The organism is Devosia submarina (assembly GCF_003056345.1).
GTDB classification, from domain to species: domain Bacteria; phylum Pseudomonadota; class Alphaproteobacteria; order Rhizobiales; family Devosiaceae; genus Devosia; species Devosia submarina.
The window spans coordinates 1-25,232 of record NZ_PYWB01000009.1; the positions used below are offsets into that span (position 1 = coordinate 1).

Annotated in this window: 19 protein-coding genes and 1 pseudogene; 8 read left to right on the forward strand and 12 right to left on the reverse strand. The window is 60.5% G+C overall.

From position 1 onward, the window contains the following. The 3 genes and pseudogenes from DDE77_RS14015 to DDE77_RS14025 form a co-directional block, all read right to left on the reverse strand. Positions 1–457: pseudogene (locus tag DDE77_RS14015) on the reverse strand (copper-containing nitrite reductase); the annotation flags it as partial. A 178-nt stretch (positions 458–635) separates the two neighbouring features. Beyond that, positions 636–980: a hypothetical protein gene (locus DDE77_RS14020; protein ID WP_108398115.1), complete on the reverse strand. Its 345-nt coding sequence runs from the start codon at positions 978–980 to the stop codon at positions 636–638. Positions 981–990: 10 nt separating this feature from the next. Continuing rightward, complete coding sequence (locus tag DDE77_RS14025; RefSeq protein ID WP_170116527.1) at positions 991–1,665, reverse strand: helix-turn-helix domain-containing protein; 675 nt, start codon at positions 1,663–1,665, stop codon at positions 991–993. A 147-nt stretch (positions 1,666–1,812) separates the two neighbouring features. Here DDE77_RS14025 and DDE77_RS14030 point away from each other — a divergent pair, with 147 nt between their 5' ends. Beyond that, complete coding sequence (locus DDE77_RS14030; protein ID WP_108398117.1) at positions 1,813–2,544, forward strand: response regulator; 732 nt, start codon at positions 1,813–1,815, stop codon at positions 2,542–2,544. 1 nt (position 2,545) lies between these two features. On the opposite strand, the gene DDE77_RS14035 is transcribed toward DDE77_RS14030, so the two are convergent. The 4 genes from DDE77_RS14035 to DDE77_RS14055 form a co-directional block, all read right to left on the reverse strand. After that, a complete protein-coding gene (locus DDE77_RS14035; protein ID WP_108398118.1) occupies positions 2,546–4,093 on the reverse strand; it encodes a PAS domain S-box protein in 1,548 nt (515 codons plus the stop codon). A gap of 106 nt (positions 4,094–4,199) precedes the next feature. Beyond that, positions 4,200–4,646: a pseudoazurin gene (locus DDE77_RS14040; protein ID WP_108398119.1), complete on the reverse strand. Its 447-nt coding sequence runs from the start codon at positions 4,644–4,646 to the stop codon at positions 4,200–4,202. 454 nt (positions 4,647–5,100) lie between these two features. Then, complete coding sequence (gene murB, locus DDE77_RS14050) at positions 5,101–6,093, reverse strand: UDP-N-acetylmuramate dehydrogenase (RefSeq protein ID WP_108398121.1); 993 nt, start codon at positions 6,091–6,093, stop codon at positions 5,101–5,103. 122 nt (positions 6,094–6,215) lie between these two features. Further along, on the reverse strand, positions 6,216–7,325 hold the full coding sequence (locus DDE77_RS14055) for a hypothetical protein (protein ID WP_210204399.1): 1,110 nt from the start codon (positions 7,323–7,325) through the stop codon (positions 6,216–6,218). Positions 7,326–7,534: 209 nt separating this feature from the next. Here DDE77_RS14055 and DDE77_RS14060 point away from each other — a divergent pair, with 209 nt between their 5' ends. Further along, positions 7,535–7,972, forward strand: coding sequence for a DUF305 domain-containing protein (locus tag DDE77_RS14060; protein ID WP_108398122.1), 438 nt, complete (start codon positions 7,535–7,537; stop codon positions 7,970–7,972). A gap of 89 nt (positions 7,973–8,061) precedes the next feature. On the opposite strand, the gene DDE77_RS14065 is transcribed toward DDE77_RS14060, so the two are convergent. Continuing rightward, positions 8,062–9,624, reverse strand: coding sequence for an MDR family MFS transporter (locus DDE77_RS14065; RefSeq protein ID WP_108398123.1), 1,563 nt, complete (start codon positions 9,622–9,624; stop codon positions 8,062–8,064). 132 nt (positions 9,625–9,756) lie between these two features. Here DDE77_RS14065 and DDE77_RS14070 point away from each other — a divergent pair, with 132 nt between their 5' ends. Beyond that, complete coding sequence (locus DDE77_RS14070; RefSeq protein WP_108398344.1) at positions 9,757–10,374, forward strand: MarR family winged helix-turn-helix transcriptional regulator; 618 nt, start codon at positions 9,757–9,759, stop codon at positions 10,372–10,374. Between the two features lie 139 nt (positions 10,375–10,513). On the opposite strand, the gene DDE77_RS14075 is transcribed toward DDE77_RS14070, so the two are convergent. Both DDE77_RS14075 and DDE77_RS14080 read right to left on the reverse strand, forming a co-directional pair. Beyond that, on the reverse strand, positions 10,514–11,794 hold the full coding sequence (locus DDE77_RS14075; RefSeq protein WP_108398124.1) for an NAD(P)/FAD-dependent oxidoreductase: 1,281 nt from the start codon (positions 11,792–11,794) through the stop codon (positions 10,514–10,516). Beyond that, complete coding sequence (locus tag DDE77_RS14080) at positions 11,782–12,786, reverse strand: polysaccharide biosynthesis protein (protein WP_210204400.1); 1,005 nt, start codon at positions 12,784–12,786, stop codon at positions 11,782–11,784. The genes DDE77_RS14075 and DDE77_RS14080 overlap by 13 nt, the downstream gene beginning before the upstream one ends. 405 nt (positions 12,787–13,191) lie before the next feature. Here DDE77_RS14080 and DDE77_RS14085 point away from each other — a divergent pair, with 405 nt between their 5' ends. Next, positions 13,192–14,472 (forward strand): sensor domain-containing phosphodiesterase, encoded by a 1,281-nt coding sequence (locus tag DDE77_RS14085; RefSeq protein WP_108398345.1) that lies wholly within the window; start codon positions 13,192–13,194, stop codon positions 14,470–14,472. 540 nt (positions 14,473–15,012) lie between these two features. Here DDE77_RS14085 and DDE77_RS14090 read toward each other — a convergent pair. Then, on the reverse strand, positions 15,013–16,323 hold the full coding sequence (locus DDE77_RS14090) for an MFS transporter (protein WP_108398126.1): 1,311 nt from the start codon (positions 16,321–16,323) through the stop codon (positions 15,013–15,015). A 206-nt stretch (positions 16,324–16,529) separates the two neighbouring features. Here DDE77_RS14090 and DDE77_RS14095 point away from each other — a divergent pair, with 206 nt between their 5' ends. Further along, positions 16,530–18,368: an ABC transporter ATP-binding protein gene (locus DDE77_RS14095; protein ID WP_108398127.1), complete on the forward strand. Its 1,839-nt coding sequence runs from the start codon at positions 16,530–16,532 to the stop codon at positions 18,366–18,368. Positions 18,369–18,413: 45 nt separating this feature from the next. Here DDE77_RS14095 and DDE77_RS14100 read toward each other — a convergent pair whose 3' ends face one another. Further along, on the reverse strand, positions 18,414–19,544 hold the full coding sequence (locus tag DDE77_RS14100) for a YihY/virulence factor BrkB family protein (RefSeq protein WP_108398128.1): 1,131 nt from the start codon (positions 19,542–19,544) through the stop codon (positions 18,414–18,416). 186 nt (positions 19,545–19,730) lie between these two features. Between DDE77_RS14100 and DDE77_RS14105 the strand changes: the two genes are divergently transcribed. From DDE77_RS14105 to DDE77_RS14115, 3 genes are all read left to right on the forward strand, one after another. Then, on the forward strand, positions 19,731–22,499 hold the full coding sequence (locus tag DDE77_RS14105) for a glycoside hydrolase family 2 protein (RefSeq protein ID WP_108398346.1): 2,769 nt from the start codon (positions 19,731–19,733) through the stop codon (positions 22,497–22,499). Between the two features lie 177 nt (positions 22,500–22,676). Beyond that, positions 22,677–23,762 carry an ABC transporter ATP-binding protein gene (locus tag DDE77_RS14110; protein WP_108398129.1) on the forward strand — a complete coding sequence of 362 codons (1,086 nt, stop codon included), beginning with the start codon at positions 22,677–22,679 and terminating at the stop codon, positions 23,760–23,762. Between the two features lie 171 nt (positions 23,763–23,933). After that, positions 23,934–25,211, forward strand: coding sequence for an extracellular solute-binding protein (locus DDE77_RS14115; RefSeq protein ID WP_108398130.1), 1,278 nt, complete (start codon positions 23,934–23,936; stop codon positions 25,209–25,211). Positions 25,212–25,232 lie beyond the last annotated feature (21 nt).

Consider the following 25,232-nt stretch of genomic DNA (forward strand, 5'->3'; position numbering starts at 1 on the left):
CATTGTGGGCCATCCAGCTGTCCTCGGCATTGCGGAGGTAGCACTCAACCGTGTCGCCGACGCGCACGCGAATGAAAGGGCCCGGTACGCGGCCGTTGAACGTCCAATAGCGGTAGACGCTGTCCCCGCCGAGATGAGCTTCAAGTTCGACGGTCTCGAGATCCACGCGAATGGTCTGCGGCTCGCGACGACCAATCGGAGGCGGGATGTCGGTGGGATCATGTGCAATGTCGGCATGCTCCGTCATTCCGGGGTTCACCTGGTAGAGCCGGCCACTCAGGCTGGTGCCGCCAGCATGAGACATGTGGTGGTGCGCCGTTGTTTGTGCCTGGGCGGCAGCAACGCCCATGGCACCCAGGGTCAGCCCTGCTGTGCCCGCCAAAAGGCTGCGCCGGCTCAGGCCTGCTGGCTCACCTTGAACCGTGGTGTCCTTGATCGTCTCGCCTTTTTTAAACATGGTTGCTTCTCCAAGCACTTATCTATTTTGGCCCTGCCGGATGGAGCTGGTGAGCTCAACTTCCAGGGCGCTGAAGCAGGTTTAAGCTAGAGATTCCGCCCCATCCTTGCGCCAGATCAATCTAGGCGTGAATTCCTGAGATGGCCGGCTGGTTGTTGTCTGAGAGTGGGATGGGGCCTTAGGAGTTGAGCAGGCAATCATGAAGCTGGACCGCATCAGCATGGCTGGCGAGCAGTACTTCTGCGACAGCTTTTTCGGTGGCTCTGCCGCCGATCTCCGCATAGACCGCTATGGATCCGACCGCGATCCGCTCTGCGAGGGCTGATACCAATGTGCCAGGCAGCAAGGACGCAAGGGCACTGAGGTCGCGGCTGGGGAATCCCGATGCGCAAAGAGGCGCCGATTGGTTGGTCAGGATGGCAGGCTCACGCACGCCAACGCGTCGAAGCTGCTCCAGAGTTTCGTTGACGCCAGCCCGGTCGCTGAAAACAGCGATTGCAATACGTCGTGTTTTTCGAAGCATCGGCACCTCCCTAGTGCAGAGTTTCTTCGCCTTCAGCCATTTCGGAGAGCTTGGATAGGTTGCGCACGGCGAAGGTGCCGCGACTGGGCAGGTCGATCACGCGCAGCGCGCGCAGTCTGGTCATGTTCCGGCTTACCGTTTCGATCGTGAGACCAAGATAGTCAGCAATGTCCGCGCGGATCATCGGCAGGGGCAAGGCAGTACCGACGGGCTTGCCAGATGCTCGTGTGGCAAGGCTCAACAGGAAGCCAGCAACGCGCTCCATGGCGGTTTTGCGGCACAGCAGGATCGAGTGATCCTGCATGTTGGCCACTTCACCGCCGGCCGCTTCAAGCAGCTTGCCGGCGAGCTCGGGGCGTTCCCGTACGATGTGAAGCAGGGAGGCTTTGGGCACTGCGCGGACGCGGGTCGTGCCGAGGGCGTCGCAATCGAAACGATAGTCTTCGCCATGTCCGAAGCCGACGATATCGCCTTCAAAGGCAAAGGAGATGATCTGGCGGCGTCCATCCGCAAAAATCTTGTAGGAGCGCAGCACACCACTCAAAACCTCATAGAAGCCGGTCGTTTCTTCACCTTCCCGGAACAACACATCATGGCTTTCAAGGACCTGCACGCCTTCGGAACCCAGGCGCGAAGCCCATGGTGCTGGAGTAGCATTTACGGAAGCGCTCGAAATTGCATGCATTGTGCTGGTCCTTAGCCGGCAATGTTTGTGCCGGCTTGGACAATTAAACAGAGCCATGTAAGCAGCATGTGCGCTGTACGTATCAGTTTGTAACCGATTGTAACCGATTGTAACCGATCGGAGCAGGCGGCAAGAAATGGAGGCCGGATGAAAGAGGGGCAAGCCCACATCCTGGTGGTCGATGATGACGACCAAGTGCGCAAGCTCTTGCGCCGATGCTTTGAGAGCGAGAACTACCGGGTTACTGAAGCCAAGGACCAGGCAGGCGTCGACAAGGCCTTGCTCGACGAGGTCGATCTGATCACACTGGATCTTAACCTTGGCAGTGCTGACGGGCTGACAATCGCCCGCGAAATCCGCCAGCAATGGGACCTCCCCATCATCATGATCACGGGCAAGGGCGACATGATCGACCGGATTGTGGGGTTGGAGATCGGAGCAGACGACTACATAGCCAAGCCCTTTCACTTGCGCGAAGTAATTGCACGTGTTCGGTCGGTCCTGCGCCGGACCGGGTCACGAATTCCCACCGCCAAACCGGCTGCTGAGCCGCAGGGCGCCCAGATCAGTTTTGATGATTTCGTTCTGGATATGGACCGGCGTGTTCTGACCCGCGGGGGGCAAGATATTCGGCTCACGACAGGTGAATTCAATCTTCTTGCGCTTTTCGCCCGCCAGCCACACAAGGTGCTCAGCCGCGATCGCATCATGGATCTGCTGAAGGGCCATGATTGGGCGCCAAACGACCGCAGCATCGACAACCAGATCGCACGGTTGCGCAAGGTGATCGAGGCGGACAATCGCAACCCGTGCTTGCTCAGAACAGTGCGCGGGGCGGGCTACAGCTTCACCCCTCAGCATCACAGCAGCACTGAATAGCTTAGCGCCTTAACGCATCCGATACAGCCGCTGCCAGTTCGGCTTGCCTGTAAGGCTTGCGCAGGATTCTCAGCTGCTCGTCGGCCATAGGCTGCTCGCGCGCGAGCTCTTCGGCAAAGCCTGAAGTCAGCAGGATACGAATATCGGGATAGAGCTTGCGAACACGTGAGCTCAACTCGTAGCCCGAGAGCCCGCCGGGCATAACAATATCGGTAAAGAGCAGGTCCACCTTTGCTCCGCTCGAAAGAATAGAAAGCGCCTCGTGGCCGCTTGCAGCGGGCAAAACCTCGTAGCCCAACTGACTCAGGCGCGATACGGTCAGTTTGCGCAGGCGATCGTCGTCCTCCACCGCCAGCACGATCTCCCCGGTGCCAGCAGGAAGGCCCGTTTCCTCTCCAGATTGTTTCTCCGGCGCCGGAGCTTGGTAGCGCGGAAGGTAGATGCTGACGGTGGTGCCCCGCCCGGGCTCGCTATAAATCGCGCTATGGCCGCCCGATTGCTTGGCAAAGCCATAGATCATCGACAGCCCAAGACCCGTGCCCCGTCCCTGCGGCTTGGTCGTAAAAAATGGCTCGAAGGCGCGGTCGCGCACCTGCTCGGGCATGCCGGTGCCAGTGTCCGATACGGATAGCCTGACATAGTCCCCGGGAGCCAGGCCATCCAGTTCATCGGATTGCTGCGCTTCCACTCTTGCGTTGGCGGTCTCGATAATCAGCCTTCCGCCTTCCGCCATGGCATCGCGGGCGTTTACCGCAAGGTTCACAATGGCGCTTTCCACTTGCGAAGGATCAACGCGGGTAGACCAAAGGTTCGGTGCCAGGGTGTTGGACAGATAGATCGTTGCGCCCAGGGTGCGGTGCAACATGTCGGTCAGCCCAAGCACAAAGGAGTTGAGGTTTACGACTTCCGGCTCAAGGAGCGAGCGGCGCGAGAAGGCGAGGAGACGCGCCGTGAGGCGGGCCCCCAGTTCGGCCGCCTCCAGCGCTTCCGTGGCCAGTTCACGCTGGAGTGGAGTGGTCAATTGCCCTTCCAGCATCTCGAGATTGCCCAGGATCACCGTCAGGAGATTGTTGAAGTCGTGCGCAATTCCCCCGGTCAGCTGGCCGAGGGCTTCCATTTTCTGCGCCTGTCGCAGGGCCATCTCTGTTGCCTTGCTGGCGGATAGATCGTGGATGATGCCGGTGAAATAGGTGCGCTCATCCATTTCGAATTCGCTGACGGCCAAATGCATGGGAAAGAGCGATCCGTCTCGGCGGCGTCCGGTAACTTCGCGACCGATCCCGATGATCCTTTTGCGGCCAGTAGTGCGATAATTGTGGATGTAGCCATCATGTTCGGAATGGTATGGTTCCGGCATCAGGAAATGAACGTTTCGGCCGACAAACTCTTCCAGCTGGTATCCAAACAAGCGTGCTGCGGCTGGATTGACGGTGGTGATCAGACCACCGTCGTCGATCGTGATGATGGCGTCGACCGCCGACTCCAGAATGGCCTGCAATTTGCGGGCCTGACCCTCAAGCAAGGAGTTCAACTCGTTCTCTGCCGCCACTGCATGCTCCTAAGCGTTGAAGTGGAGTGGTATCGACAGGAAGGTCGCTGCACAACGAAAAACCCCGCAGGAAAACCTGCGGGGTTAGTAGCGGCATCGAAACGGTTCAGAGGCCAAGCGCAGTATAGGCGGCGTCGAAGCGCTCCTGGGCCTTCGGCGGTACTTTGACGCCCTTCGCCTCCTCAACGTTTACGGCGGGATCGCCCACAACAACCAAGGCCACCATGCCCATGCCAAAATGTGGCGCGCACTTGACGCCGTAGACGCCGGGCGCGTCCAGGGTAACTGTTATGGTTTCGTTGATCTTGCCTTTGAAAGCTTCGGCCCCTTCAGGCAACATGCCCTTGATGGTCTCTGCGTTGTGGCTCTTGTCCGTTGCAACAAAGGTCACGGTATCGCCCGGCTGAGCTTGCACGAATGCAGGCTCGAACACCATGGCCCCAGCCTTCCCCTTGTTCAGCATCTGGACCTGGTGGTCCGCGGCGAAAGCGGGAGCCGCCAGGAACCCAGCCATAACAACAACTAGGGCGGCGGTGTTGAAAGCGGTGCGCATTTGAAATCTCCTTGGCGCGAGGCCAACCCGGCCTCTTCGAAAGCTGTTCTAAGCCAAGCGCACCTTCGGTTCTTTGACCCCGATCAAAGAGTTCGTGTTTTGCAGGAACGTGCGGAGCGCATCGCCGCGGCGCATGCCTATCGCATGAAGCTTGCGTGCAAGAGCAAGGGGGGAGCATCGATCCCAGGCGATCCTAACATTGTGCGTTGCTTGCACACGTTCGAGCAGTTGAGCGACGATGGGCTCGGCAAGCTACTGGCTGGCGCAACTGTGCCCCGTATGCCTGTTGGTGGAGCTGTCTTGGAGCAGGACAGCTAGCCACACATTTCTTCCTTCATGGCCGCCTCAAGGTCACATAGGTCACGCCCGCAACCTGCAAGCGCAACGCTCGTGCATCGGAACTTGCTCTGCAGTGAATAATGCGCGATTGCCCAAAACGCGATCGTAGCCGCAGCTAGATGGTTTCAGGCTCTTGGTGCAGCACTACGCCGAAGCGCGCGAGCACCTCGGACTTGATGTTGTCTGCGAGGCTTTCGAGCTGCTCTTGGGTTCCATCACCGTAGTTGACCAGAACCAAGGCATGCCTTTCGGAAACGCCCACGCCTCCCAGACGAGAGCCCTTGAAGCCGCAACGCTCGATGAGCCACGCGGCCGAGAGCTTGCTCCGGCCGTCCTGCTGCGGATAAACCGGTGCGTCGGAGTGGGTCTTGCGCAGTTCCGCTGCGAACGCGCTCTCCACTATCGGATTATGAAAGAATGAGCCGGCATTGCCGAACTTCCGCCAATCGGGGAGCTTGCCGTTTCGCAGTGCTATTATGGTCTGCGCTACGGTCTGCGGATCGGTGTCCGGGCTCAATTCGGAAAGCCCCTGATAGCTAAGCTGGGGTGCCCAGTCGTTGGGCATTGCAAATGTCACCGAAAGGACGATGAACCGGCCCGCTGCCTTCTTGAAGACGCTCTGGCGGTAGCCAAAGCCGCAATCGTCCTTGTTGAAGACGATAGTGTTTTTGTTCTCCAGATCATAGGCGAGGAGTGAATGGAAGCGATCGGCCATCTCAAGGCCATAGGCTCCAATATTCTGGATGGGTGCTGCACCGACTTTACCCGGAATGCCTGCAAGATTTTCGAGCCCGGGCACATTTTGGCTTAGGGTCCACAACACAAATTCGTGCCAGTCTTCGCCGGCACCGGCTTGCAGCAGAGTATGCTCCCCCTGCCTGCCCAGGACGGAGCGACCCTTGATCTCCATCATTGCGATGATCCCGTCGAAGAAGGGCCTAAAGATTACATTGCTGCCGCCTCCAAGAACTCTAAGGGGCAGGCGGAGCGATTGGGCCTTTTCCCACGCGAGTTCAACATCGGTGGGCTGAGACAGTACTGCACTCCAGCGCGCCCGCGCAGGCAGCCCGAAAGTGTTGTGTCGTTGAAGGTCGAAATCAGGCTTCATCAATCGCTCAGGGCACTAGGGGAACATCGAGCATCGGACCGCAAAGCGGGTGAGCCGTGAAGCAAGCTCTAGAAAACACAAAGGGCGGCTGCAATGGGTGCAGCCGCCTTTTTATCTGTTTGCTACTGGGCTGGTGTCATCACCATGCCGTGTGGCTGCTCCGGATTGGGCAAATGCGTCAGCAATTGACCCTCTGCCGGTACCACTGAAGGGGTCTCGCCCGAGTAGAACAGGCTGTGCAATCCCCAGTACGAACCGGCAATGATAACCAGGGCCGCAAATATGCCTGCAGGAACGCTGCCGATCGCAGGAACCAGGCTCCGCACCCGTGGCCCCGAGGGCGTGGGATCGGCGGCGATCAGGAACAAGGTGCCCATGATCAGCGCATGCCCGACCAGATCGATACGGCCAAAGGGATAAACTGCGGCGGTAAAGATCACCAGCAGGGCAACAGCAGACAGGCGACGGATCAATGCCGTCCAGAGAAGGCCAAAGCCCATGGTGAACTCAGCCACGCCAGCCATGGGGATGAACACATCGCGCGGCATGCCGAAGGTCAGGAACGGACGTTCTTCAACAAGCGGGTAGAACCAGTCGGGGTAAGCGAACTTTTCCAGGCTCGACCACATCAAGGCAATGGCGACGCCCCAACGCAGCACTGCGAAACGCTTGTCGTACCATTTGCCTTGTGGATAGGCCGCCAGCACCAAGTAGGCAGCAACGCCGACGCCCAGAGCCAGGTAGTCCAGCAGATGGAAGAAGTCATAGTCCCGCAGCGCGATGACCCACAGGCCGATAATGCCCGCCGCAGCAAAAGGCATAGTACGCCGCGAGAATACCAGCATCGCAATCAGCAGCTGCAGCCAGGACACCCATTCATTGGGAGTTTGCAGATCGGGCGTGAGATAGACCCCGCCGACCGCGAAGACAGCAACAAAGAAGGCGCCGATTACCGCACGCATGAAATCATCGGGCCGGCGCCACAGGGGCTCGCTCACACGATCAAGACCCGACGAAAGAACTGCACCAAAAGGGGCTCTTTCTGCATAAACCGCAGCCGCGAAAAAGGCGACTACAAGAACGATACCGGTCCAGAACCAGCCATTGGTGAGCGTGTTGACGAGGGGTGCCGGGGAGGCTCCCACAACATAGGGCGCGAACCATTTAACGTGCGCGTGGGCTGGCGTCGCCGCACCCATAAAACCAAGGAAGGCCAGCAGGCCCGCAGCCAATGAGGGTGCTCGTCGGCTCAGAGGGCCGCTCTTCCAGTTGACACTCGGAGGTGCACCTAACTGTTTCAATTTTATCTCCTGGACGTCTGCAACCAATGCAGTTGGAGACGGCATATCATGAGAGAAAGATGCATCTTTGATCTGAGTCAAATCGGGGCGGATTAAGTTCCGCTACAAGAGCGGCAGAACATGGAAGTGGATTTTGAACTATGGACGTCATCAAAATAGGCACCGCTGCACTGCTGGTTGTAGCGTTTGCAGGCGCTTTGCTGGTGCGAGACGATCAAAGCATGGCCGCCAATGCAGCTGTATTGCCTGATATTTGCGGGGGTGAGCACGCGGGCCATGGCGCTAGCGCGGCGCCGGCCGACATGAGCCAGATGGCTGCGGGCATGGGTGAAGCACATGAGGCGCTGTTTGGCACCATGGAGCCGATGCATTCGGACATGATGCGCGGCATGAGCGCTCCCGAGTTCGAAACCGCATTTGTGTGCGGCATGCTCCCGCACCACAAAGGCGCAGTGGACATGGCGCTGGTCGCACAGAAATACGCCACCGACCCGTGGATAAAAATGTTTGCGCAGGAGATCATCGTCACGCAGCAAGCTGAAATCCGGGAAATGCAGGGCTGGCTGGATCGCAAGTGATGGTCTGACACCGAAGGGTGGTCCGGCAGGACCGCCCTTTTCAGCGGCGTAACAGCACTGGCGCGTTCATGCGTAGTCGACCAATGTCATCACTTCACTGGCGCGCCCGCTAGTGCCGCCGTCGCATTCACCTCAGCCTGGAGCTCCGCTTCGGGTTCCTTGCGCAGAGTTGTGGCCAGAGGGATCTCCTTGAGGAGCAAGGCAAGGCCGAAAGCCATGATCGCCGCTCCCGCGGCGGTGAAAAACACCGGGTGGAGCGCTGCGGCAAAGCTTTCGAGAACCGCAAGCCGGGCTTCCGCTGGAAGGGCCTGGATGGCTTCGGCGCTAAAGGCATTGCCGCCGGAGGGAGCCGTGCTACCGAGTTGGCTGGCCAGGCCGCTGGCGAAAATAGCGCCGAAAACCGATACGCCGATGGAGCCGCCGATCTGGCGAAACAGCGTGGTGCCCGCCGTGGCGACTCCGACAAGTTCGCGTGCCACGGCGTTTTGCGTTGCCGTCACGCTGACGCTGTTGATGGGTCCAATCCCGATGCCAACGATGAACATATAAACGGCGATCTGCCAATCGGGCGTATCGAGCTGCATCATGGCCAGCAGCAGCAAGCCTGCGAAAAGCATCGCCGAAGCCCCGATCGGCAGAAGCCGATAACGTCCCGTCTTGCTCATGATAAAGCCGGACAAGGTCGAGGCACCGATGAGGCCAATCATCATGGGCAAAAGCTGGAGAGCCGAACTGGTTGGCGAAACACCCTTGGCGATCTGCAGGTACATGGGCAGAAAGGTGATGGACCCAAACATCGCCATGCCAACCAGGAAGCCCACTGCATTGGTGACAAGAAAGGTGTTGTTGCGGAACAGTTTCAGCGGCAGCACGGGCTCAGCGGCACGCGCCTCGACCCAGATGAATCCTGCCAATGCAATAGCGGCAAGCACAACAAGGCCGATGATCTGGACCGATGCCCAGGGGAAAGTATTGCCGCCTAGGCTTGTTGCCAGGACAAAGGCCGATAGCGCAGTGGTGAGCAGGACAAAGCCGGCATAATCGATGCGGCGGGCGACGCGATTTACCCGAGGCTTAAGGGCAAGGCCAATCACCACCAGCGCCAGAAGGCCCAGGGGGAGGTTGATGATGAAGATCCAGCGCCAGCTCAGCTGCTCGACGATAAGGCCGCCAAGCAGCGGCCCGATCACCGTCGAAACGCCAAAAACGGCGCCAAAAATTCCCTGGATTTTGCCGCGTTGGCGGGCCGGGATCACGTCGGCCACCACGGTCATGGCAACCACCATCAGCCCGCCGCCACCAAGGCCCTGAACAGTGCGGGCGAAGATGAGGAAGGTCATGGAGCTGGAGAAGGCCGATAGTCCAGCGCCAAGGAGGAAGATCGCAATGGCCGCCTGGAGCACGATCTTGCGGCCATAAAGGTCGCCCAGCTTGCCATAGATCGGAGCGACAACTGTGGAACTGAGCAGATAAGCAATGACCACCCAGGTGAGGTGATCGAGCCCGCCCAGTTCAGTGACAATCGTGGGAAGAGCCGTCGAAACGATGGTCTGTCCAAGCGACGCCAGGAGAAGCGTGACGGCGACTGCAGTGATGATAGCCGGCACCGATTGGGCCTGTGGTTCTTGGGCGGTTTGCTCAGGCTCAGACATTGGATAATCCTTTGGCCCAGTGGATGCACAAGGCTGTGCCCACTTGCGGGATAAACGAGTGCCGCGTATATCTGCCCCCAGCAATTGCATGTCAACGGCATGCAATTGCTGCATGCATCCAAGGAGGCTCCGATGCCCGGTTCCGGCGGCACGATTGACGTCCACACTCTGCTGCACAGGGCGGGCATCGATGCCGCAACAATTGAGGCCGTAACCGGCATTGATGCGCTGATGCAGAACTGGCGCCGCCGCGCGGCAAAGCGCGAATTGGGGCACAAGGCTTTGGTTGATCTCAAGATCGGCATCGACCTGGCTCAACTGGATGTTCTTTGTGCCATCGAAGCACCGGCAGATGAGTTCGGGGAAATGGCAGGCGGGGAAACAATGGTCGCGTCTGTCGCCGAGCGGCTCGCGATCGATCCGTCCCGTGCCAGCCGGATTGTGGCCGAAATGGTTGAAATGGATTATGCTCGGCGCGCTGTGAGCCAGGCCGATGCGCGTCGCACGATTGTCGAGCTGACGGCTTCCGGCAAGGCTGTCGTGGCCGCCGTGCGTGCCTACAAATTCCTGATCATGGGTGATTTTTTCAGCGAATGGAGCGCAGAGGAACTTGGACGTTTCCTTCCACTCCTGCGAAAGTTCGCAAAATGGTCCGAGCATAGCGAACCGGCGGCTGCAAAGTTCGCCGCCGAGATCGCCATGCTGGCGCAAGGAATTGCATCGAGCCGGCTCGAGCCGCTGCGGGGATGACCGAACTCGTCAAGCAGTGGGACGAACGATTGTTCCAGCCATGAGGCAAGGCCGATCATTTGGCTCGGGCGTGCCATGGTCGGTCACCATCCACTGATTGAAGAGCGAGGCGGTACGAACCGCCTCGCCCCTAAGCGTCTTATCTTGCCCGACTGGACAAGTTGGCGACCGGCGCCACGTCGGCCGTCTGGGCTGGCGTACGGGTGCCCTCGAAGACTGGGCCGATCGTCGCCGTCCAGAGTTGCCGCGACAGGTGCGAGACAATGGGGAATGCCCGGCGGCGCGATGGCATGTACCAGGCAAAAAACAGGACGCGGATGACCCAGGCGAGGCGTCCGGTAAACTGGAGCGTAAACAGCTCGGTTATGCCACGCTGTCCAGCAAGGCCGGCAGACTGCCCGAGACCGCGGAAGTTGAAGCGCTTTGCCGGCCGCCCCTTGAGCACGCGCGCGATGTTAGAGCCGACGCAGTCGCCCTGCTTCATTGCCCACAGTGCATTGGCGGGGCAGGGCTCGCCCGTGACCGGATGCGAGACGGCGGCGATGTCACCAGCCACCCAGATGTTGTCCCGCCCGCCTACCCGCAGATCATTGCCGGCAATGATCTGACCTGCGGCATTGCGGGGCAGGGATTGAGTGCCAGCAAGGGTGCGGAAGCTCACCCCCGCCGCAACGATGGTGAGGTCAGCCGAGAGCGTCTTGCCATCGGCAAGCTCAACGTGATCCTCGAAGATTTCTGCGGCGCGTGCGTTGTGGTGAAGCTGGACACCTTGTTCGGTTAGGGTGCGCGTGGCTGTGTCGGCGATGTGGTTGAAGCTGGGGCGTAAACTGGGGAGCAGCTTTTCGCTGGAAGAGACAAGGTGGATATTGACCTTGCCCGCCCTGTTTTTGCCAAACCGGGCGGCAAGGGCAGATGCACTTTCGACGCCAGCCAGTCCACCGCCGACCACAACCACATTGCGCGTCCTTGTCGCCGCCGTGTCCCAGCTTTGAAGGTGGCCAACAAGCTTTTGCATGTCGCGCGTATCTTTGACGCACCAGCCATGTTCGCCCAGGCCCGGAATACGGTCGAACGGGTCGGTTGAGCCCGCGGCGATCACGAGGTGATCGAAGGCAAGCTCCTGATGCTCGCCCTCTTCGGTTACAACCGTCAAGGTGTTGCCCGAAAGATCGGCGGAGACAACTTCGCCTTGCAAAAAGCTCAGCCCCAAAATGGGTTGCAGCGGTGTCAGCGTGCTATTCACAGGCAGGTCGCCATTGAGCACTTCGCCGGTCCAGCCATGGTAAGTGTGGTACCCGTCCCGCGAGACAAGCAGCAGTTCCACTTCGTTGCGCGCGAGCGAGGCGCGCAGGCGCGAGCGAAGGGCGGAAAAGGCATGGAGGCCGGCATAGCCTCCCCCAAGGATCACTACGCGGCGCATGAGACAAGCTCCTGGGCAGGTGGGGGCATTGTGCGGGATGGTGCAGGATCGATCAGCCGCCCGAAGGAGCGGAATGGGGCAAGGTTGAACCCGAGGTGCCGGTACTCTTGCGCGAGCTTAAGGATATGCTCGGCCTGATCGACATGGGCGTCGCCCATGCAGAAGTGACCCTTATGACCCGACAGGGCCAACAGCATGGTTTCGGCAAGGCAGGCATAGGCGAGCTTGGGTGCAAGTGCGATCGAGCCGCGCAGATTGAACCCGGGGATTTCGACCAAGCCGCCATCGACGATCAACACGTCGGGACGCTCGATGAGCAGCCGTTCATCGGTGTTGCGCGGAACGGTGTCGTCCAGGACGATGGCACCACGCTTGAGATGTTCGCTGCGCAGCAGGGCGTCGGGCGAGGAGGTCAGCAGCACAACCAGATCAGCCTTGCTGACATCGGCCATATCGACGCTTACCGTCGCCTCAACACCATTGCGGCGCACGTCTGACGCAAGCGCCTCCAGGCGCCGCTCATTACGGGCCACCAGCAGGAGCCTGCCCGAGTGCTTGCGCGCATAAAGCCGCGTCAAGCAGCTACCGACGCTTCCGGTTGCACCCACGATGGCAATCAGCGGGTCGCGGCCCAGCGAGGCCGTCAGCTTTTCCATGGCCTGCAGCGTCATGGCTGCGGTGAAAGCGTTGCCATTGGTCACGCCAACGTCGTTCCGCTTGGCAAAGGCCTTGCCGCCGACCGAAGCGGGGGCTGTAAGGGCGCCAAGCCCGACCACCGAGGCGCCCAAGTCGCGCGCCAGATCCACGGCAGCTGAGATCCTGGCCTGAACCTGCGTTCGAGGCAGCGTGAGCAACTGCGTTGGCGTCAGCGGAACAGTGATGATCCGCCCGGAGATTTCGCCGGGAAGGTCCACGCGGGACATCTTGCCCGTGACCATGGGCGGCACCGGCAAGTGCTTGAGGGCCGAACGCCAGACAATTTCAGGAACCAAGGAAAAAGGGCGTCCCAACAGAATGCCCATATCCGCACGCAGCGTATTCCTTGGATGCACCAAGAACGCAAACTCAGACCGCATACCCCAACCCCGCATTGGTGGCCTCGCGAAGGCGAAACCGTGGAACGGGATTTATCACAATTTTAGATAAACATTAACCCATTCTTAACACAGTTTAAGCTTTGGTTAATGGCAGCGTTCCTTTTAGCTGACGAAATACTGACAATCGACGCAAAGCGCTGCATGCCCGCAAGAAAGGCTTAAGGCTTGGCCCATATAATCTGTGTCAGGATTATTCCGTAGCGCCTCGCACCGGATCGGTGGCGGCTGGCAGGCCTTGTGCCTCTCGCTTGATCATCATCATCGCTGCGCATGGCTGCGGCAAAGAGCGATGCTGGTCCAATGAGCGCAGACAAGTTTGACAGTTTTGATCTCAGGGGGCTCACGGCCGCCTTGGACGAACAGGCGGAAAACTCCCTCAAGCGCACACTGGAAGCGATCCGCGTCCATCTCGGCATGCAGGTGGCCTATGTATCGGAATTCGTCGGGGATCAAACCCATTTCCGCGAAGTCGATGCGCCCGGTCTTGAACATGTGGTCAAGGCCGGCGATTCCATGCCGCTCGACTATGTTTATTGCCGGCACATTCTGGAAGGCCGCCTCCCAGAGTTGATGCCGGACGTGCTTAACGAGCCGGTGGCTGCCAGCATGCAGTTTACCCATGATCTGGGCGTGCGGGCTCATATCAGCGTCCCGATCAAGCTAACGGACGGCAGCACCTATGGAATGTTCTGCTGCGTCAGTACCGAGCCGCAGCCGACGCTGAACCAGCGGGACCTGCGGATGATGCGGGCCGTGGCGGAGCTGACGTCCGTGCTGATCAGCAGGGAAGTCGAGGCGACAACCGAATACCGGACGAATTTCGAGCGGATCCGGCGCGTGCTCGACAATGACGAGCTCTCGATCGTCTTGCAGCCTATTATCCAGATCGCTGACCACAGCCTGCTTGGCTTTGAGTGCCTGTCGCGCTTCAGCGGAGCCGAGCAATGGACGCCTGATATCTGGTTCAAGATGGCGGCTTCGGTGGGCTTGGGCACAGAACTGGAGATGCAAGCAATCGAAAAGGGCATGGCGCTCCTCGACCTCTTCCCTGCCCATCTTTATCTGGCGTTCAATCTGTCGCCGGACACGATCACCTCCGGCCAGCTTGCCAAGGCTATTCCAAAGCAGGCGCGGCGGCGCGTGGTGCTCGAGATCACCGAACATGCCAGCGTCGAGGATTATGGTGCTCTTGGGGGCGCGCTCAAGGATTTACGGGCCCATGGCGTTCGGCTGGCGGTAGACGATGCGGGTGCAGGATATGCCAGCTTGCGGCATATCCTGGCGCTCCAGCCCGATATCATCAAGCTCGACATCAGCCTCACCCGCAATATTCAGGACGATCTGGCGCGTCATTCCCTGGCGGCGGCGCTGGTGCATTTCGGGCGTGACACCAAGAGCCAGATCCTGGCGGAAGGGGTCGAGACGGCGGCCGAGCTGGAATCCTTGCGCAAGCTCGGAGTTCAATCGGCGCAAGGCTATTTCCTCGGCCGGCCCATGTCTCCTGCCGACGCTCGGATGCTGGTGCAAAAGTTCGGCCTAGCCCAGGGGACCTTTCCCAAAGTTGTGCCGCTGACAGCTTAAACGGCGGGGTAGCTGGGAGCTATCCTCGGAAAAAGAAAAAGGCCCCGTCGCTCCTTAAGCGCCAGGGCCCTTCCTTGTGCCGGGGCTGCGTGGAGGGGAGTCGCGCACCGGCCTGAGCGATAGATAAGTCGCCGTACGGCCGGAACAAGAACGATCGCGCATGCGTGATGAAGAGCGCGATTTTGGCAGTCGCCTATGGCCTAGAATGGTTCAGCGCAAAAGCCTTGAAGGTGATCGTCTCGCTTGATGCGCGGGGGGCGGCGCAGCTTGGCGGGCGGGGAATGCCAGAGATTGCGGTTTGATGGTTCGGTTCCCCAAAGGACCGAAGCGGGCGTGGTATCGTGTGAAAATTGTGCGTGCGCGATCATCCCGGATCTCCGTCGGTGAAGACCAGCATGGCCGAGACGATGACGAGGGTGGTTGCGACTGCAAGGGCGATAAGCATGTTTGCCTCCATGGTTCGCAGCCGCAACGGGTGAGGGTAGCGAGCGATCCATGAAGCAGGCGGGTGGCTCTTATGAGCCAGATGCGGACCCGTTCTCAGGCGAGGGAAGCCTCACGTGTTTCGTGGTTGATCAGATAGGCCGCGACCGCCCCAAACAGCAGCAGGACGGCAAAGAGGCCGATTGCTACGGAGAAGCCCTGGGCGATCACCAGGGCAAGCGCTGATGGTGCAAGAAGGCCGCCCAGCCTTGCCATGGAGCCCGCGGCCCCCATGCCGGTCGCGCGGATGGCGGTGGGGAAGAGCTCGGGGGTGAAGGCATAAAGGGCGCCCCATGTGCCCAGCAGGGCAAAGCTCATCAGGAGGATGGAGCCGCCGACAGCAAGCGTGCTGGTGGCCAGAAGAAAGAGGCCGCAGCCTGCGGCGCTGAGAAGAAGGAAGGCCACCAGCGTTGGGCGCCTGCCCAATTGCTCCACTCCCCAGGCGGCCAAGGCGTAGCCGGGCAATTGTGCTAGGGCGACCAGGACCAGGAAGCCATAACCGCGAACATAGCCAAAGCCTTCCTCGGCCAGGCGCGCCGGCATCCAGGTGAAGATGCCGTAGTAGGAGATCGAAACCAGGAACCAGCAAAGAAGGATCAACAGGGTCCGCTGGCGCAGGTCGGGCGAGAGGAGGCTGGCCCTGCCGATAGCGACGGGCAGGCTCAGGGTTTCATTGGCGGCAAGCTCTGGCTTGTTGTTGGTGCGCAGGACCTGATTAAGGACGGCCTTGGCCTCGGCGGCTTGGCCAAGCCGCAGGAGATGCAGCGGTGACTCGGGAACCCAGAGGCGGAGCCAAATGCCGATCAGGGCCGGAAATGCTGTGAAAACAAAGATGTAGCGCCAACCATCTGCCGGAACATAAAGGCTCACGGCCCAGGCGGCGAGCGCTATGGCAACTGTGCCCACAGCCCAGAAGCCCTCCAGCATCACCAGCCAGCGGCCACGGGCGCGGGCAGGCAGGAACTCAGCCATAAGGGCATAATCGACCGGCAGGGTGCCGCCAACGGCAAGACCCGTGAGAAATCGCAGAACCAAAAGAACAGCAAAATCAGGCGCAAAGGCCGAGAGGAGGCCGAATATTGCGTCCATGGCGACCGTGATGATCAGGACGCGCCGGCGCCCGAAACGGTCGGCCAGGCGCCCAAAGAGCGTAGCGCCGATCAGCATGCCCAGGAAGAACAAGGTCCCGGTTTGCAGGGCTTGCGGGATGGTGAGGCCGAAGCTTTGGGCAATGGAGGCGCCGGTGAAGCCAACCGCGAGGACCTGCATGGCGTCGGCCGCCCAGACAAGGCCAAAGACGCCCAGGAGCCGTCGCTGAAAGGGGCCCGTGCCAGCGCGGGCAAGGATGTCTTCAACCTTGAGGGGCATGCGGGGGCCTCTTTTTGCCACAAAATGGGATCGAGATAGGCGGGTCGGCCGAAGGCCTGTTGTTCTAGGTCGGACGCCCGAGTGGCTAGACTTGCGCCATGCGCGCGCTTGGGCATAGTCTAACGCCAGCACCCATCAGGAGAGCGAAATGAAAACCTTGTTGTCCATCCAAAAAGGAGCTCAATTCCAACAGGACACAAAGTCTTATGCCATTTCCCTTTCCACGGGCGAGGACGGATGCAGACGCACGCCTTAGCCGCTTTTTCCAGCTTTTTGCAACACAAGGCTTAAGAACCGCGCCTCTGCGCGCCTCGAGCCTTCAACGTTTCCTGTCCTATTACCGGCCACACCTGCCGCTGCTTGTGGGTGATGTGGCTTGTGCCGTGCTGGTTGCTGCCACGGCCCTGGCGCTGCCGCTCTGCGCCAATTTTGTGACGCTCACATTGATCGGCTTGCCCGAGGCGCCGCAGGCCATCGGGCAGATCTTCCTTATGGGCGGGGTCATGCTTGCGCTTCTGGCGGTGCAGGTGCTGGCGATCTTTTTCGTTGATTATCAGGGCCATGTCATGGGTGCCAAGATCGAGGCGACCCTGCGCCAGCAATTGTTCGACCATTGCCAGAAACTGTCCTTCGGTTTCTATGACAGCCAGCGTGTGGGGCAGTTGATGAGCCGCATCACCAATGACTCGCTCTGGATCGGTGAGCTTTACCATCATGGGCCCGAGGACCTGCTGATCGCAGCGCTTAAGTTCTTTGGGGCGCTTACAATCCTGGTCTTCATCGATCCGGTGCTGGCCCTGATGATTGCGGCTCTGACGCCGTTTGCCGTTGCCTATGCCCTTCATTTTAATCGCAAGATGAACCAGGCGCTGGAGCAGAGCAAGGAACGGATTGCGGGAGTTAACGAGCGGGTGGAGGACTCCCTGGCGGGTATCCGGGTGGTGCAGTCCTTTGCCAATGAGGCGCTGGAGGCGAGGCGCTTCGAGGAAGCTAACGCTCTGTTTTTGCAGAGCCGCCGGGATGGCTACAGGAGTGAAGCGTTCTTTTCAGCGGGCAGCGAGACTTTTGCCCAGCTGGTCACAGTTCTTGTGATCGTCTTTGGTGCCGTGCGGGTGGTCACGGGCGATCTCAGCGTCGCCGAGATGCTGACATTTCTGCTGTGCGTGGCGGTGCTGGTGGATCCCGTGCAGCGCCTCGCCAATTTCGTGCGGCTCTGGCAGGAAGGCTATACGGGGTTTGTGCGGGCCATGCGCTTGCTCGATATTGAGCCCGATATCGCCGACTGCCCGGAGGCGCGGCCGCTGGAGCGGGTGCGGGGTGCGGTCAGCTTTCGCAATGTCCATTTCCGCTATGGCTCTGATGGCTTGCCGGTGTTGAACGGGCTCTCGCTCGATATCAGGGCCGGCGAGTTCGTGGCGCTGGTTGGGCCTTCTGGGGTTGGAAAATCAACGCTCTGCAGCCTTGTGCCGCGGTTCTATGAGGTCAGTGCGGGGCAGGTGCTGATCGACGGGACGGATGTGCGCGAGGTGACGCTGCAGGCGCTGCGGCGCCATGTCGGGATGGTGCAGCAGGACGTGTATCTGTTCAGCGGCACGGTGGCGGAGAATCTGCGCTATGGGCGGCCCGATGCCTCGGACGAGGAGATCGAGGCAGGAGCACGGGCGGCCAATGCGCATGAGTTTATTCTTCAGCTGCCACAGGGGTATGCGACCGATATCGGGCAGCGCGGGGTCAAGTTGTCAGGTGGGCAGAAGCAGCGTCTGACCATTGCCCGGGCGTTCCTCAAAAACCCGCCGATCCTGATCTTTGATGAGGCGACGAGCGCACTCGACAACGAGAGCGAGCGGGCGGTGCAGCAGGCCCTTCTGGCGCTGAGCCGGGGGCGCACGACGATCGTGATCGCCCATCGGCTCTCCACGGTGCGCAATGCCGATCGCATCATCGTTCTGGGTGAGAACGGGGTGCGCGAGCAAGGGCGGCATGACGAGCTCATGGCGGCCAATGGCTTCTATGCCAATCTGCATCACGTACAGGGAAGCATATAGGAAGGAAAGCCCCGCAATGCGGGGCTTTCCAGAAATTTCGGTGAGCTATTTGCGCTTGGAGCGCAGGGCCGAAAGGGCCAGAGAAACCGGCAGGGCGGCCGCCATGGCGCCCAGGGAATGGCTGCGCTGGGGGCGGTATTTACTCAGAGCGGCGTTGTAGCCGGCCTGCCAGTCGGCGCTCTTTTCTTCATGGTTTTCGCCGGCCTGGTCGCCTTCCTCGCCCACCGTATCGGCGGCATTGGCGCGGCGGTGACCCATGGGATCGCTGGCGCCGATTGTGGAATCCTTTTTGGTTTGCCGCTCGGCTTCGGAATTAAGTTCGGCCCCGATCAGCACGGCGATGATGCTGATCCACATCCAGGTCAGCATGGCGATGAGGCCGCCAAGCGAGCCATAGGTCTTGTCAAAATTGCCGAAATTGGCGGCGTACCAGCCAAACAGGAGCGACAGGACGATGATGGCAATGGCGGCCAGGATCGCGCCCGGCGTGATCCAGCGCCAGCGGGCCTGCTGGCGGCTGGGACCGAAGCGGTAAAGGGCCGCCAATCCGAGCAAAAGAGCGGCAGCCAGAAGCACATAGGTGCCGATGCGCACCAGCCATTCAAGCCCGGCGCCCAGGCCCACGAAATCCAGAACGATCGGCACCAGAACGGCGGCGCCAATCATGACGATGGCGCCCACAATGCCGGCTAGCGTGAACAGGAGGGCGGTGGCATTGAGCTTGAAGAAATTGCGGCTCTCGCGCTCGTCATAGGCAATGTTCATGGCCTCAAACAAGGTCTTGATGCCGGAGCTGGAGCTCCAAAGGGCAAGAGCGATGGAAATGATTAGGGCAAAGCTCAGCGCTCCTTCACCCGTCGTGCTGAGGCGGGTGAGTTGTTCGTTCAGGATCTCCATGCCGCCTTCGGGAACAAAGGAAGACAGGAGCTGGAGGTGCTCGGTGACCGTCGCCGGGTCAGTGAAAAGGCCATAGATTGACACAAAGGCGGTGAGGGTGGGGAAGAGGGACAAGAGGAGGAAATAGGTGACCGCGGCGGCGATCATGGTCACCCGGTCATTGTTGAACTCCTTGTAAGTCCTGAGCAAAATGTCCTTCCAGCCGGGTGGGGGAATCTGCTGTGGACTATCGGCGTGCCGACCCCTGCCGTGGTCGGAAACTTGATCTGCAGTGGCCATCTCGCGCTCCTTTGGCCACAGAACGATGCTGAAATGGTCGGGGTTGCACGCACCGCCGCTTTGTTAGCCGATGGCCCCTGACGTTAGCAGACTGTTAGCGTTGAGCATGCCCCAACGGCCACTTGCCTTCGCATCGGGGCACCCATATGCTGATAATAATATAACTAATAATGATTGAGGATGGAGATGGATCAGCAGGCGGTTGCAGCCCAGAGGCAGGCTATGGCGGGACGCCGCAGCCTATCGTTGGACGGCGTCTGGCGCTTCCGGCACGAAGATGGACCCTGGCGCGAGGCGCATGTTCCGTCCCCCTGGCAGGCCGAATTTTCCGACCTCGTCGATAGCTTCGGTAGTGCCGTTTATCAACGAAGCTTCAGCGTGCCCGAAGGGTGGGGCCAGGGCGAATTGGTGCTCCGGTTCGGCGCCGTTTCCTATTATTGCGATGTTCTGCTGAACGGGGAAAAGCTGGGCAGCCATGAGGGCGCCTATCTGCCGTTCGAGTTCGTGGTGCCGCCGTCTCTCGTGCGCGACCAAAACGAGATCGAAGTGCGGGTGGTGATGCCCTCGGCTGACCATCGCGCCTATCCCGACTATCCGTTCAGCGAAGTGCCGCATGGCAAGATGAGCTGGTATGGCCGCGTGGGTGGTCTTTGGCAGTCTGTGACGCTCGAAATGCGCGATCCCCGCCGTGTCGAGGCCGTGGTGATCACGGCCGGCATGGATGGGGTGTTGGACCTTGATCTGCGGTTTTCCCAAGCGGCGCTGGGGCAGCAAGCGCAGATTTCAGTGCATGATGCGCAGGGCGCGTTGGTTGCCAACACAAGCATGCCGGCGGCGGAGCAGGTGTCGGCAACGCTTCCTGTTGCAAAGGCCAAGCTTTGGTCCACCGAAGAGCCCAACCTCTACACGCTTACGATCGATCTGGGTGATGGCGCCCAGCCGCATAGCGAGAGCTTTGGCTTTCGGACGGTGGAAACGCGCGATGGACAGATCCTGCTGAACGGCAAGCCGATCTATATGCGCGGGGCGCTGGACCAGGACTATTATCCCGAGGGCATCTATTCGACGCCTTCGCTGGAGTTCCTTGAAGACCAGGCGCGCAAGGCCAAGCATCTGGGGCTGAACCTTTTGCGCTGCCACATCAAGGTGCCGGACCCGCGCTATTACGAGGTGGCGGATCGGTTCGGGCTGCTGGTCTGGACAGAAATCCCCAATGTTGCGAGCTTCACGACCCAATCGGCGCAGCGGTTGCGCGATACGATGACGAGTATCCTCGAGCGGGACCGCAACCATCCTTCGATCATTGCCTGGACAATCATCAACGAGGACTGGGGCACGCGGTTGGTGGAGAATGCCGAGCACCGCCAGTGGCTCAAGGACACTTATGATTGGCTCAAGGCCGAGGACCCCACGCGCCTTGTGGTCGACAATTCGCCGTGCTTCCCAAATTTCCACGTCAAGACGGACCTCAACGACTTCCATTATTATCGCTCGGTGCCCGAGCGGCGGCAGGAATGGGACGATTTGACGGCGCAGTTTGCCGCAAACGCCGATTGGACCTATTCTTCGCTGGGCGATGCCGAGCGCCGGGGCGATGAGCCGCTGATCGTTTCGGAGTTCGGTGTTTGGGGCTTGCCCGATCCAAGCAAGCTGCGCCGCCCCGATGGCAGCGAGCCGGACTGGTTCGAGACCGGTGCGCTTTGGGGCGATGGCGTTGCGCTGCCGCATGGGGTGGAAGAGCGTTTCGCGGCGCTCGATCTTTATCGCACCTTCGGCTCGTTCGAGGCCTTCGTTGAAGCGGCGCAATGGTACCAGTTCCGCAATCTGCGCTACCAGATTGAAACCATGCGCCAGCATGCCTCGATCATGGGCTATGTGATCACCGAGCTCACGGACGTCCATTGGGAAGCCAATGGGCTGCTCGATATCGAGCGCAATCCGCGCGTGTTCCACGATGTGTTTGCCGAAATCAACACGGATCTGGTGATCGTGCCGCGGCCGGAGCGTTTTTCGGCCTATGGCGGATCCAAGCTGCCGATCGAGGTCACTATCGCAACGGGTGGCGCGAGCGTACCCGAGGGTGCCGAGCTGCGCTGGAGCGGGGATGCGGAAGGCTCGGCTGTTATTCCCGCAACGGGATCGCTCGCCACTTATGTGAGCGTGCTGAACCTCCCCATGCCGCAAACATCAAGCAATCGTGTTGCCCATATCGAGTTCGTTCTGGTGGCGGGCGAGAGGGAATTGGCGCGCAACAGCCTTGATGTGTCCTTGTTTACCCCGCGCGACAAGGCCGCCTTGCCAAGCCTTGCGGTCGCCGACAGGGAGCTGGCCGATTATGTGCAGGCCTTGGGCTACCGCGTCGTGGGTGCAGGCGAAGCGGATGTGCATCTGGTGCATGCGCTCGATGGCGAGGATGTGGAAGCCATTAAGGCTGGGGCACGCTATGCCGTTTTGGCCGATGGAAGCGTGCCGACTAATGTCAATCTGCGCACCGACATGCCCGTGGGCGAATTGCCCCATCGCAGCATTGTGGCGGATGGCAAGCAATTCCGGCCGGCGACCGACCAGCACTTGCCGGGCATCAGCCTGGTTGAGCGCGATGGCACGATCTGGCGCGGTGACTGGATCGCGGGTTTTTCCTTTGTGCGGCGCGATGGACCGTTTGCCGATCTTCCGGGAAGCCCGATCCTTGATCTCTCCTTTTCGGGCGTGGTGCCGCATCATCTGCTGTTGGGTTTCCGCCCCTGGGAGTTCGGCAACAATGTGCATGCCGGCATTGTGGTGGGCTGGGTACACAAGGCCGCGGCGATCATCGGGGAAAAACGCGTGGGCCGGGGTGGCGTCGTTGCCACGACGTTCCGGCTGACCCGGGAGGCGCCGGGCGCGGACCCATTGGCCGCAGCGCTGCTGGATGGGGTGATCCGCACTGGCGCGGAGATGCCGGTGGATCGCTGAGCAAAACCGAAGCGCCCGACCTCCCGAGGAAAATACCTGGGGCCGGGCGCTTCAATTGCCGCTGATGGGATTGACGAGCAAGCCCTGCGGCTGATTAGTATGATAATTGTTGGTGAGCGGCCGAAAGAGCTGTCACCGTTCCGCATAACGGGCCCAAGCGCCCGCAGAGGAGAGACTATGTCCGATATTGTCCTCAAAGAGGTCAGCAAGTCCTTCGGGACGGTGAGCATCCTGGAAAAGGTGTCCATGCACATCAAATCCGGCGAGTTCATCGTGTTCCTGGGGCCTTCGGGCTGCGGCAAGTCGACCCTGCTGCGCATGATCGCGGGCCTTGAGCAGGTCAATGACGGCGAGATCTATATCGGGGGCGAGCGCGTCGACCAGCTGCCGCCCAATGAGCGCGGTGTGGCCATGGTGTTCCAGAACTACGCGCTTTATCCGCATATGAGCGTGCGCGACAATATGAGCTTCGGGCTGCAGAATGTCGGCACGCCCAAGGATGAAATCACAAGGCGCGTGGATGATGCCGCGCGCATGCTCGAAATCACCCAGCTGCTGGAGCGCAAGCCGGCGCAGCTTTCGGGCGGCCAGCGCCAGCGCGTTGCCATTGGGCGTGCGATCGTACGCGATCCCAAGGCGTTCCTGCTTGATGAGCCGCTGTCGAACCTTGATGCGGGCCTGCGCGTGCGCACCCGGCTCGAGCTGGCGCAACTCCACAATCGCATCAAGGCCACGATGATCTTTGTGACGCACGACCAGACCGAGGCCATGACCCTGGCCACGCGCATTGTCGTCATGAACAATCGTGGGATCGAACAGATCGGCACGCCAATGGAAGTTTATTCCCGGCCTGCAACCCGGTTCGTGGCGAGCTTTGTGGGATCGCCGGCAATGAATTTCCTGCCTGTGAGCGCCCTGAGCGATGCGGGGGGCCAGGCAAATGTTGCCTTTGGCGGGCAGAACAGCTTGCAGACCGCCATTCCGGCGAGCGGGCTTGGCAAGGGGCAATATACGCTGGGTATCCGGGCGGAATCGGCGCGCATCACCTATGGGGAAGGCGGCATCGAAGCCACGGTGGATGTGGTGGAGCGCCTGGGCGAGCGGACGCTGGTTTATGCGCGGCTGAGCGATGGCGCCCCAATTGTTGCCGAGGACGCGGGCCTCAGCGGGGTCAATGCGGGCGATGTTGTTCGCATCGCGCTTGATGGCAAGGCCGCCATTCTGTTTGACGAGAGCGGCAGGGCGTTTCACGCCGCAGCCTAGAGGAGGCGCGACGGGATCAATCGGGCCGGGCGCCTCGAGGGGCATCGGGCCGATCGGGAGAATTCAGCACCGCCCCGGCGGTGAGCTGAACACAAGGCGCGGCCCGTTTCGCCGGCAGGTCGCAATGCCCAAGGTTATGGCGCTGGGTGGAAAACCCAAGGGAGGTTTGACGTGAAGAATCTGATGAAGATCGCAATGCTGTCGACGGCGCTGCTGTCGGTGGGCGCCGTGCAGGCGCAGGAAACCGTGGTGTGGTGGGACTTCCTTGCCGGCGGTGACGGCGTGCGCATGAAGTCGCTGATCGAGCGGTTCAACGAGGAACATGCCGGCGAAATCACCATCCAGCCAACGACGCTGGAATGGGGTACGCCCTTCTACACCAAGGTGCAGACCTCGGCCGCCATTGGCGAAGGCCCCGATGTGATGACCTATCACCTTTCGCGCGTGCCGCTCGGGGTGGAATCGGGCGCGCTGGCGCCGCTCAGCACCGAAGACCTTTCCAGCGTCGGCCTCACTGCAGATGCCTTCCAGGCCGCAAACTGGGAAGCAGGCCAGAGCGACGGCCAGCAATATGCCGTTCCGTTCGATATCCACTCCATCATCCTTTACTACAACAAGGACAAGCTGGCCGAAGCAGGTCTGCTGGGTGAAGACGGCAAGCCGACCGGCCTCGATGGCGCCGAAAACTTCATGGCGGCGCTTGAGAAGCTCAAGGGTGGCTCGCAGTATTCGGTGTCGCTGCAGACCTCGGGCGACGGCACGCCATGGCGCGTGTTCTATTCGCTGTTTGGCCAGCAGGACGGCGTGTTCCTGGCTGAAGACGGCACCTTCTTCCCCGAGGACAGCATTCCAAAGGCCGTTGCAGCCGTTGAAACCATGGCCAGCTGGGTTGAAGGCGGCTATGCGCCCCAGCTGACCGAATATGAAGGCTCGGTTGCCCTGTTCACCAATGGCGATGCGGCCCTCCATATCAACGGCGTGTGGGAAGTGCCCACGCTGGTGGACCTCGAAGCCAAGGGCGAGCTCGGCTTTGAATGGGGCGCTGTTGCCCTGCCGACCTTCTTTGACCATCCGGCGACCTGGGCGGATTCGCATGCCTTTGCGATCCCCAACAATGCCGGCAAGGAAATGACGCCCGAAAAGAAGGCCGCCGTGCTCGAAGTCATCTCCTGGATGAACGAGAATTCGCTCTCCTGGGCTGACGCCGGCCACATCCCGGCCTTCAACGCCACTCGCGAAAGCGAAGAGTTCAAGACCATGGAGCCGAACGCGACCTATTCGATTCTGGCCGAAACCGCCGTGTTCGATCCCAAGTCGACCCTGGCTGGCGTGGCATCGCCCGTTTATGACGCCGTTGCCAACTACATCAGCCCCGCCATGAACGGCGAAATGGAACCGCAGGAAGCTATCGAAGAGATGAAGGCGGACCTGCAGGACCAGGCTGAGTAACAATTATTTCCGTCCGGCGGC

Coding starts and splice junctions, on each gene's coding strand:
- DDE77_RS14100 (WP_108398128.1), bottom strand. CDS start 19,544: ATGGCCACTGCAGATCAAGTTTCCGACCACGGCAGGGGTCGGCACGCC.
- DDE77_RS14085 (WP_108398345.1), top strand. CDS start 13,192: ATGAGCGCAGACAAGTTTGACAGTTTTGATCTCAGGGGGCTCACGGCC.
- DDE77_RS14070 (WP_108398344.1), top strand. CDS start 9,757: ATGCCCGGTTCCGGCGGCACGATTGACGTCCACACTCTGCTGCACAGG.
- DDE77_RS14110 (WP_108398129.1), top strand. CDS start 22,677: ATGTCCGATATTGTCCTCAAAGAGGTCAGCAAGTCCTTCGGGACGGTG.
- DDE77_RS14040 (WP_108398119.1), bottom strand. CDS start 4,646: ATGCGCACCGCTTTCAACACCGCCGCCCTAGTTGTTGTTATGGCTGGG.
- DDE77_RS14065 (WP_108398123.1), bottom strand. CDS start 9,624: ATGTCTGAGCCTGAGCAAACCGCCCAAGAACCACAGGCCCAATCGGTG.
- DDE77_RS14105 (WP_108398346.1), top strand. CDS start 19,731: ATGGATCAGCAGGCGGTTGCAGCCCAGAGGCAGGCTATGGCGGGACGC.
- DDE77_RS14025 (WP_170116527.1), bottom strand. CDS start 1,665: ATGCATGCAATTTCGAGCGCTTCCGTAAATGCTACTCCAGCACCATGG.
- DDE77_RS14020 (WP_108398115.1), bottom strand. CDS start 980: ATGCTTCGAAAAACACGACGTATTGCAATCGCTGTTTTCAGCGACCGG.
- DDE77_RS14090 (WP_108398126.1), bottom strand. CDS start 16,323: ATGCCCCTCAAGGTTGAAGACATCCTTGCCCGCGCTGGCACGGGCCCC.
- DDE77_RS14030 (WP_108398117.1), top strand. CDS start 1,813: ATGAAAGAGGGGCAAGCCCACATCCTGGTGGTCGATGATGACGACCAA.
- DDE77_RS14075 (WP_108398124.1), bottom strand. CDS start 11,794: ATGCGCCGCGTAGTGATCCTTGGGGGAGGCTATGCCGGCCTCCATGCC.
- DDE77_RS14095 (WP_108398127.1), top strand. CDS start 16,530: ATGCCATTTCCCTTTCCACGGGCGAGGACGGATGCAGACGCACGCCTT.
- murB (WP_108398121.1), bottom strand. CDS start 6,093: ATGAAGCCTGATTTCGACCTTCAACGACACAACACTTTCGGGCTGCCT.
- DDE77_RS14060 (WP_108398122.1), top strand. CDS start 7,535: ATGGACGTCATCAAAATAGGCACCGCTGCACTGCTGGTTGTAGCGTTT.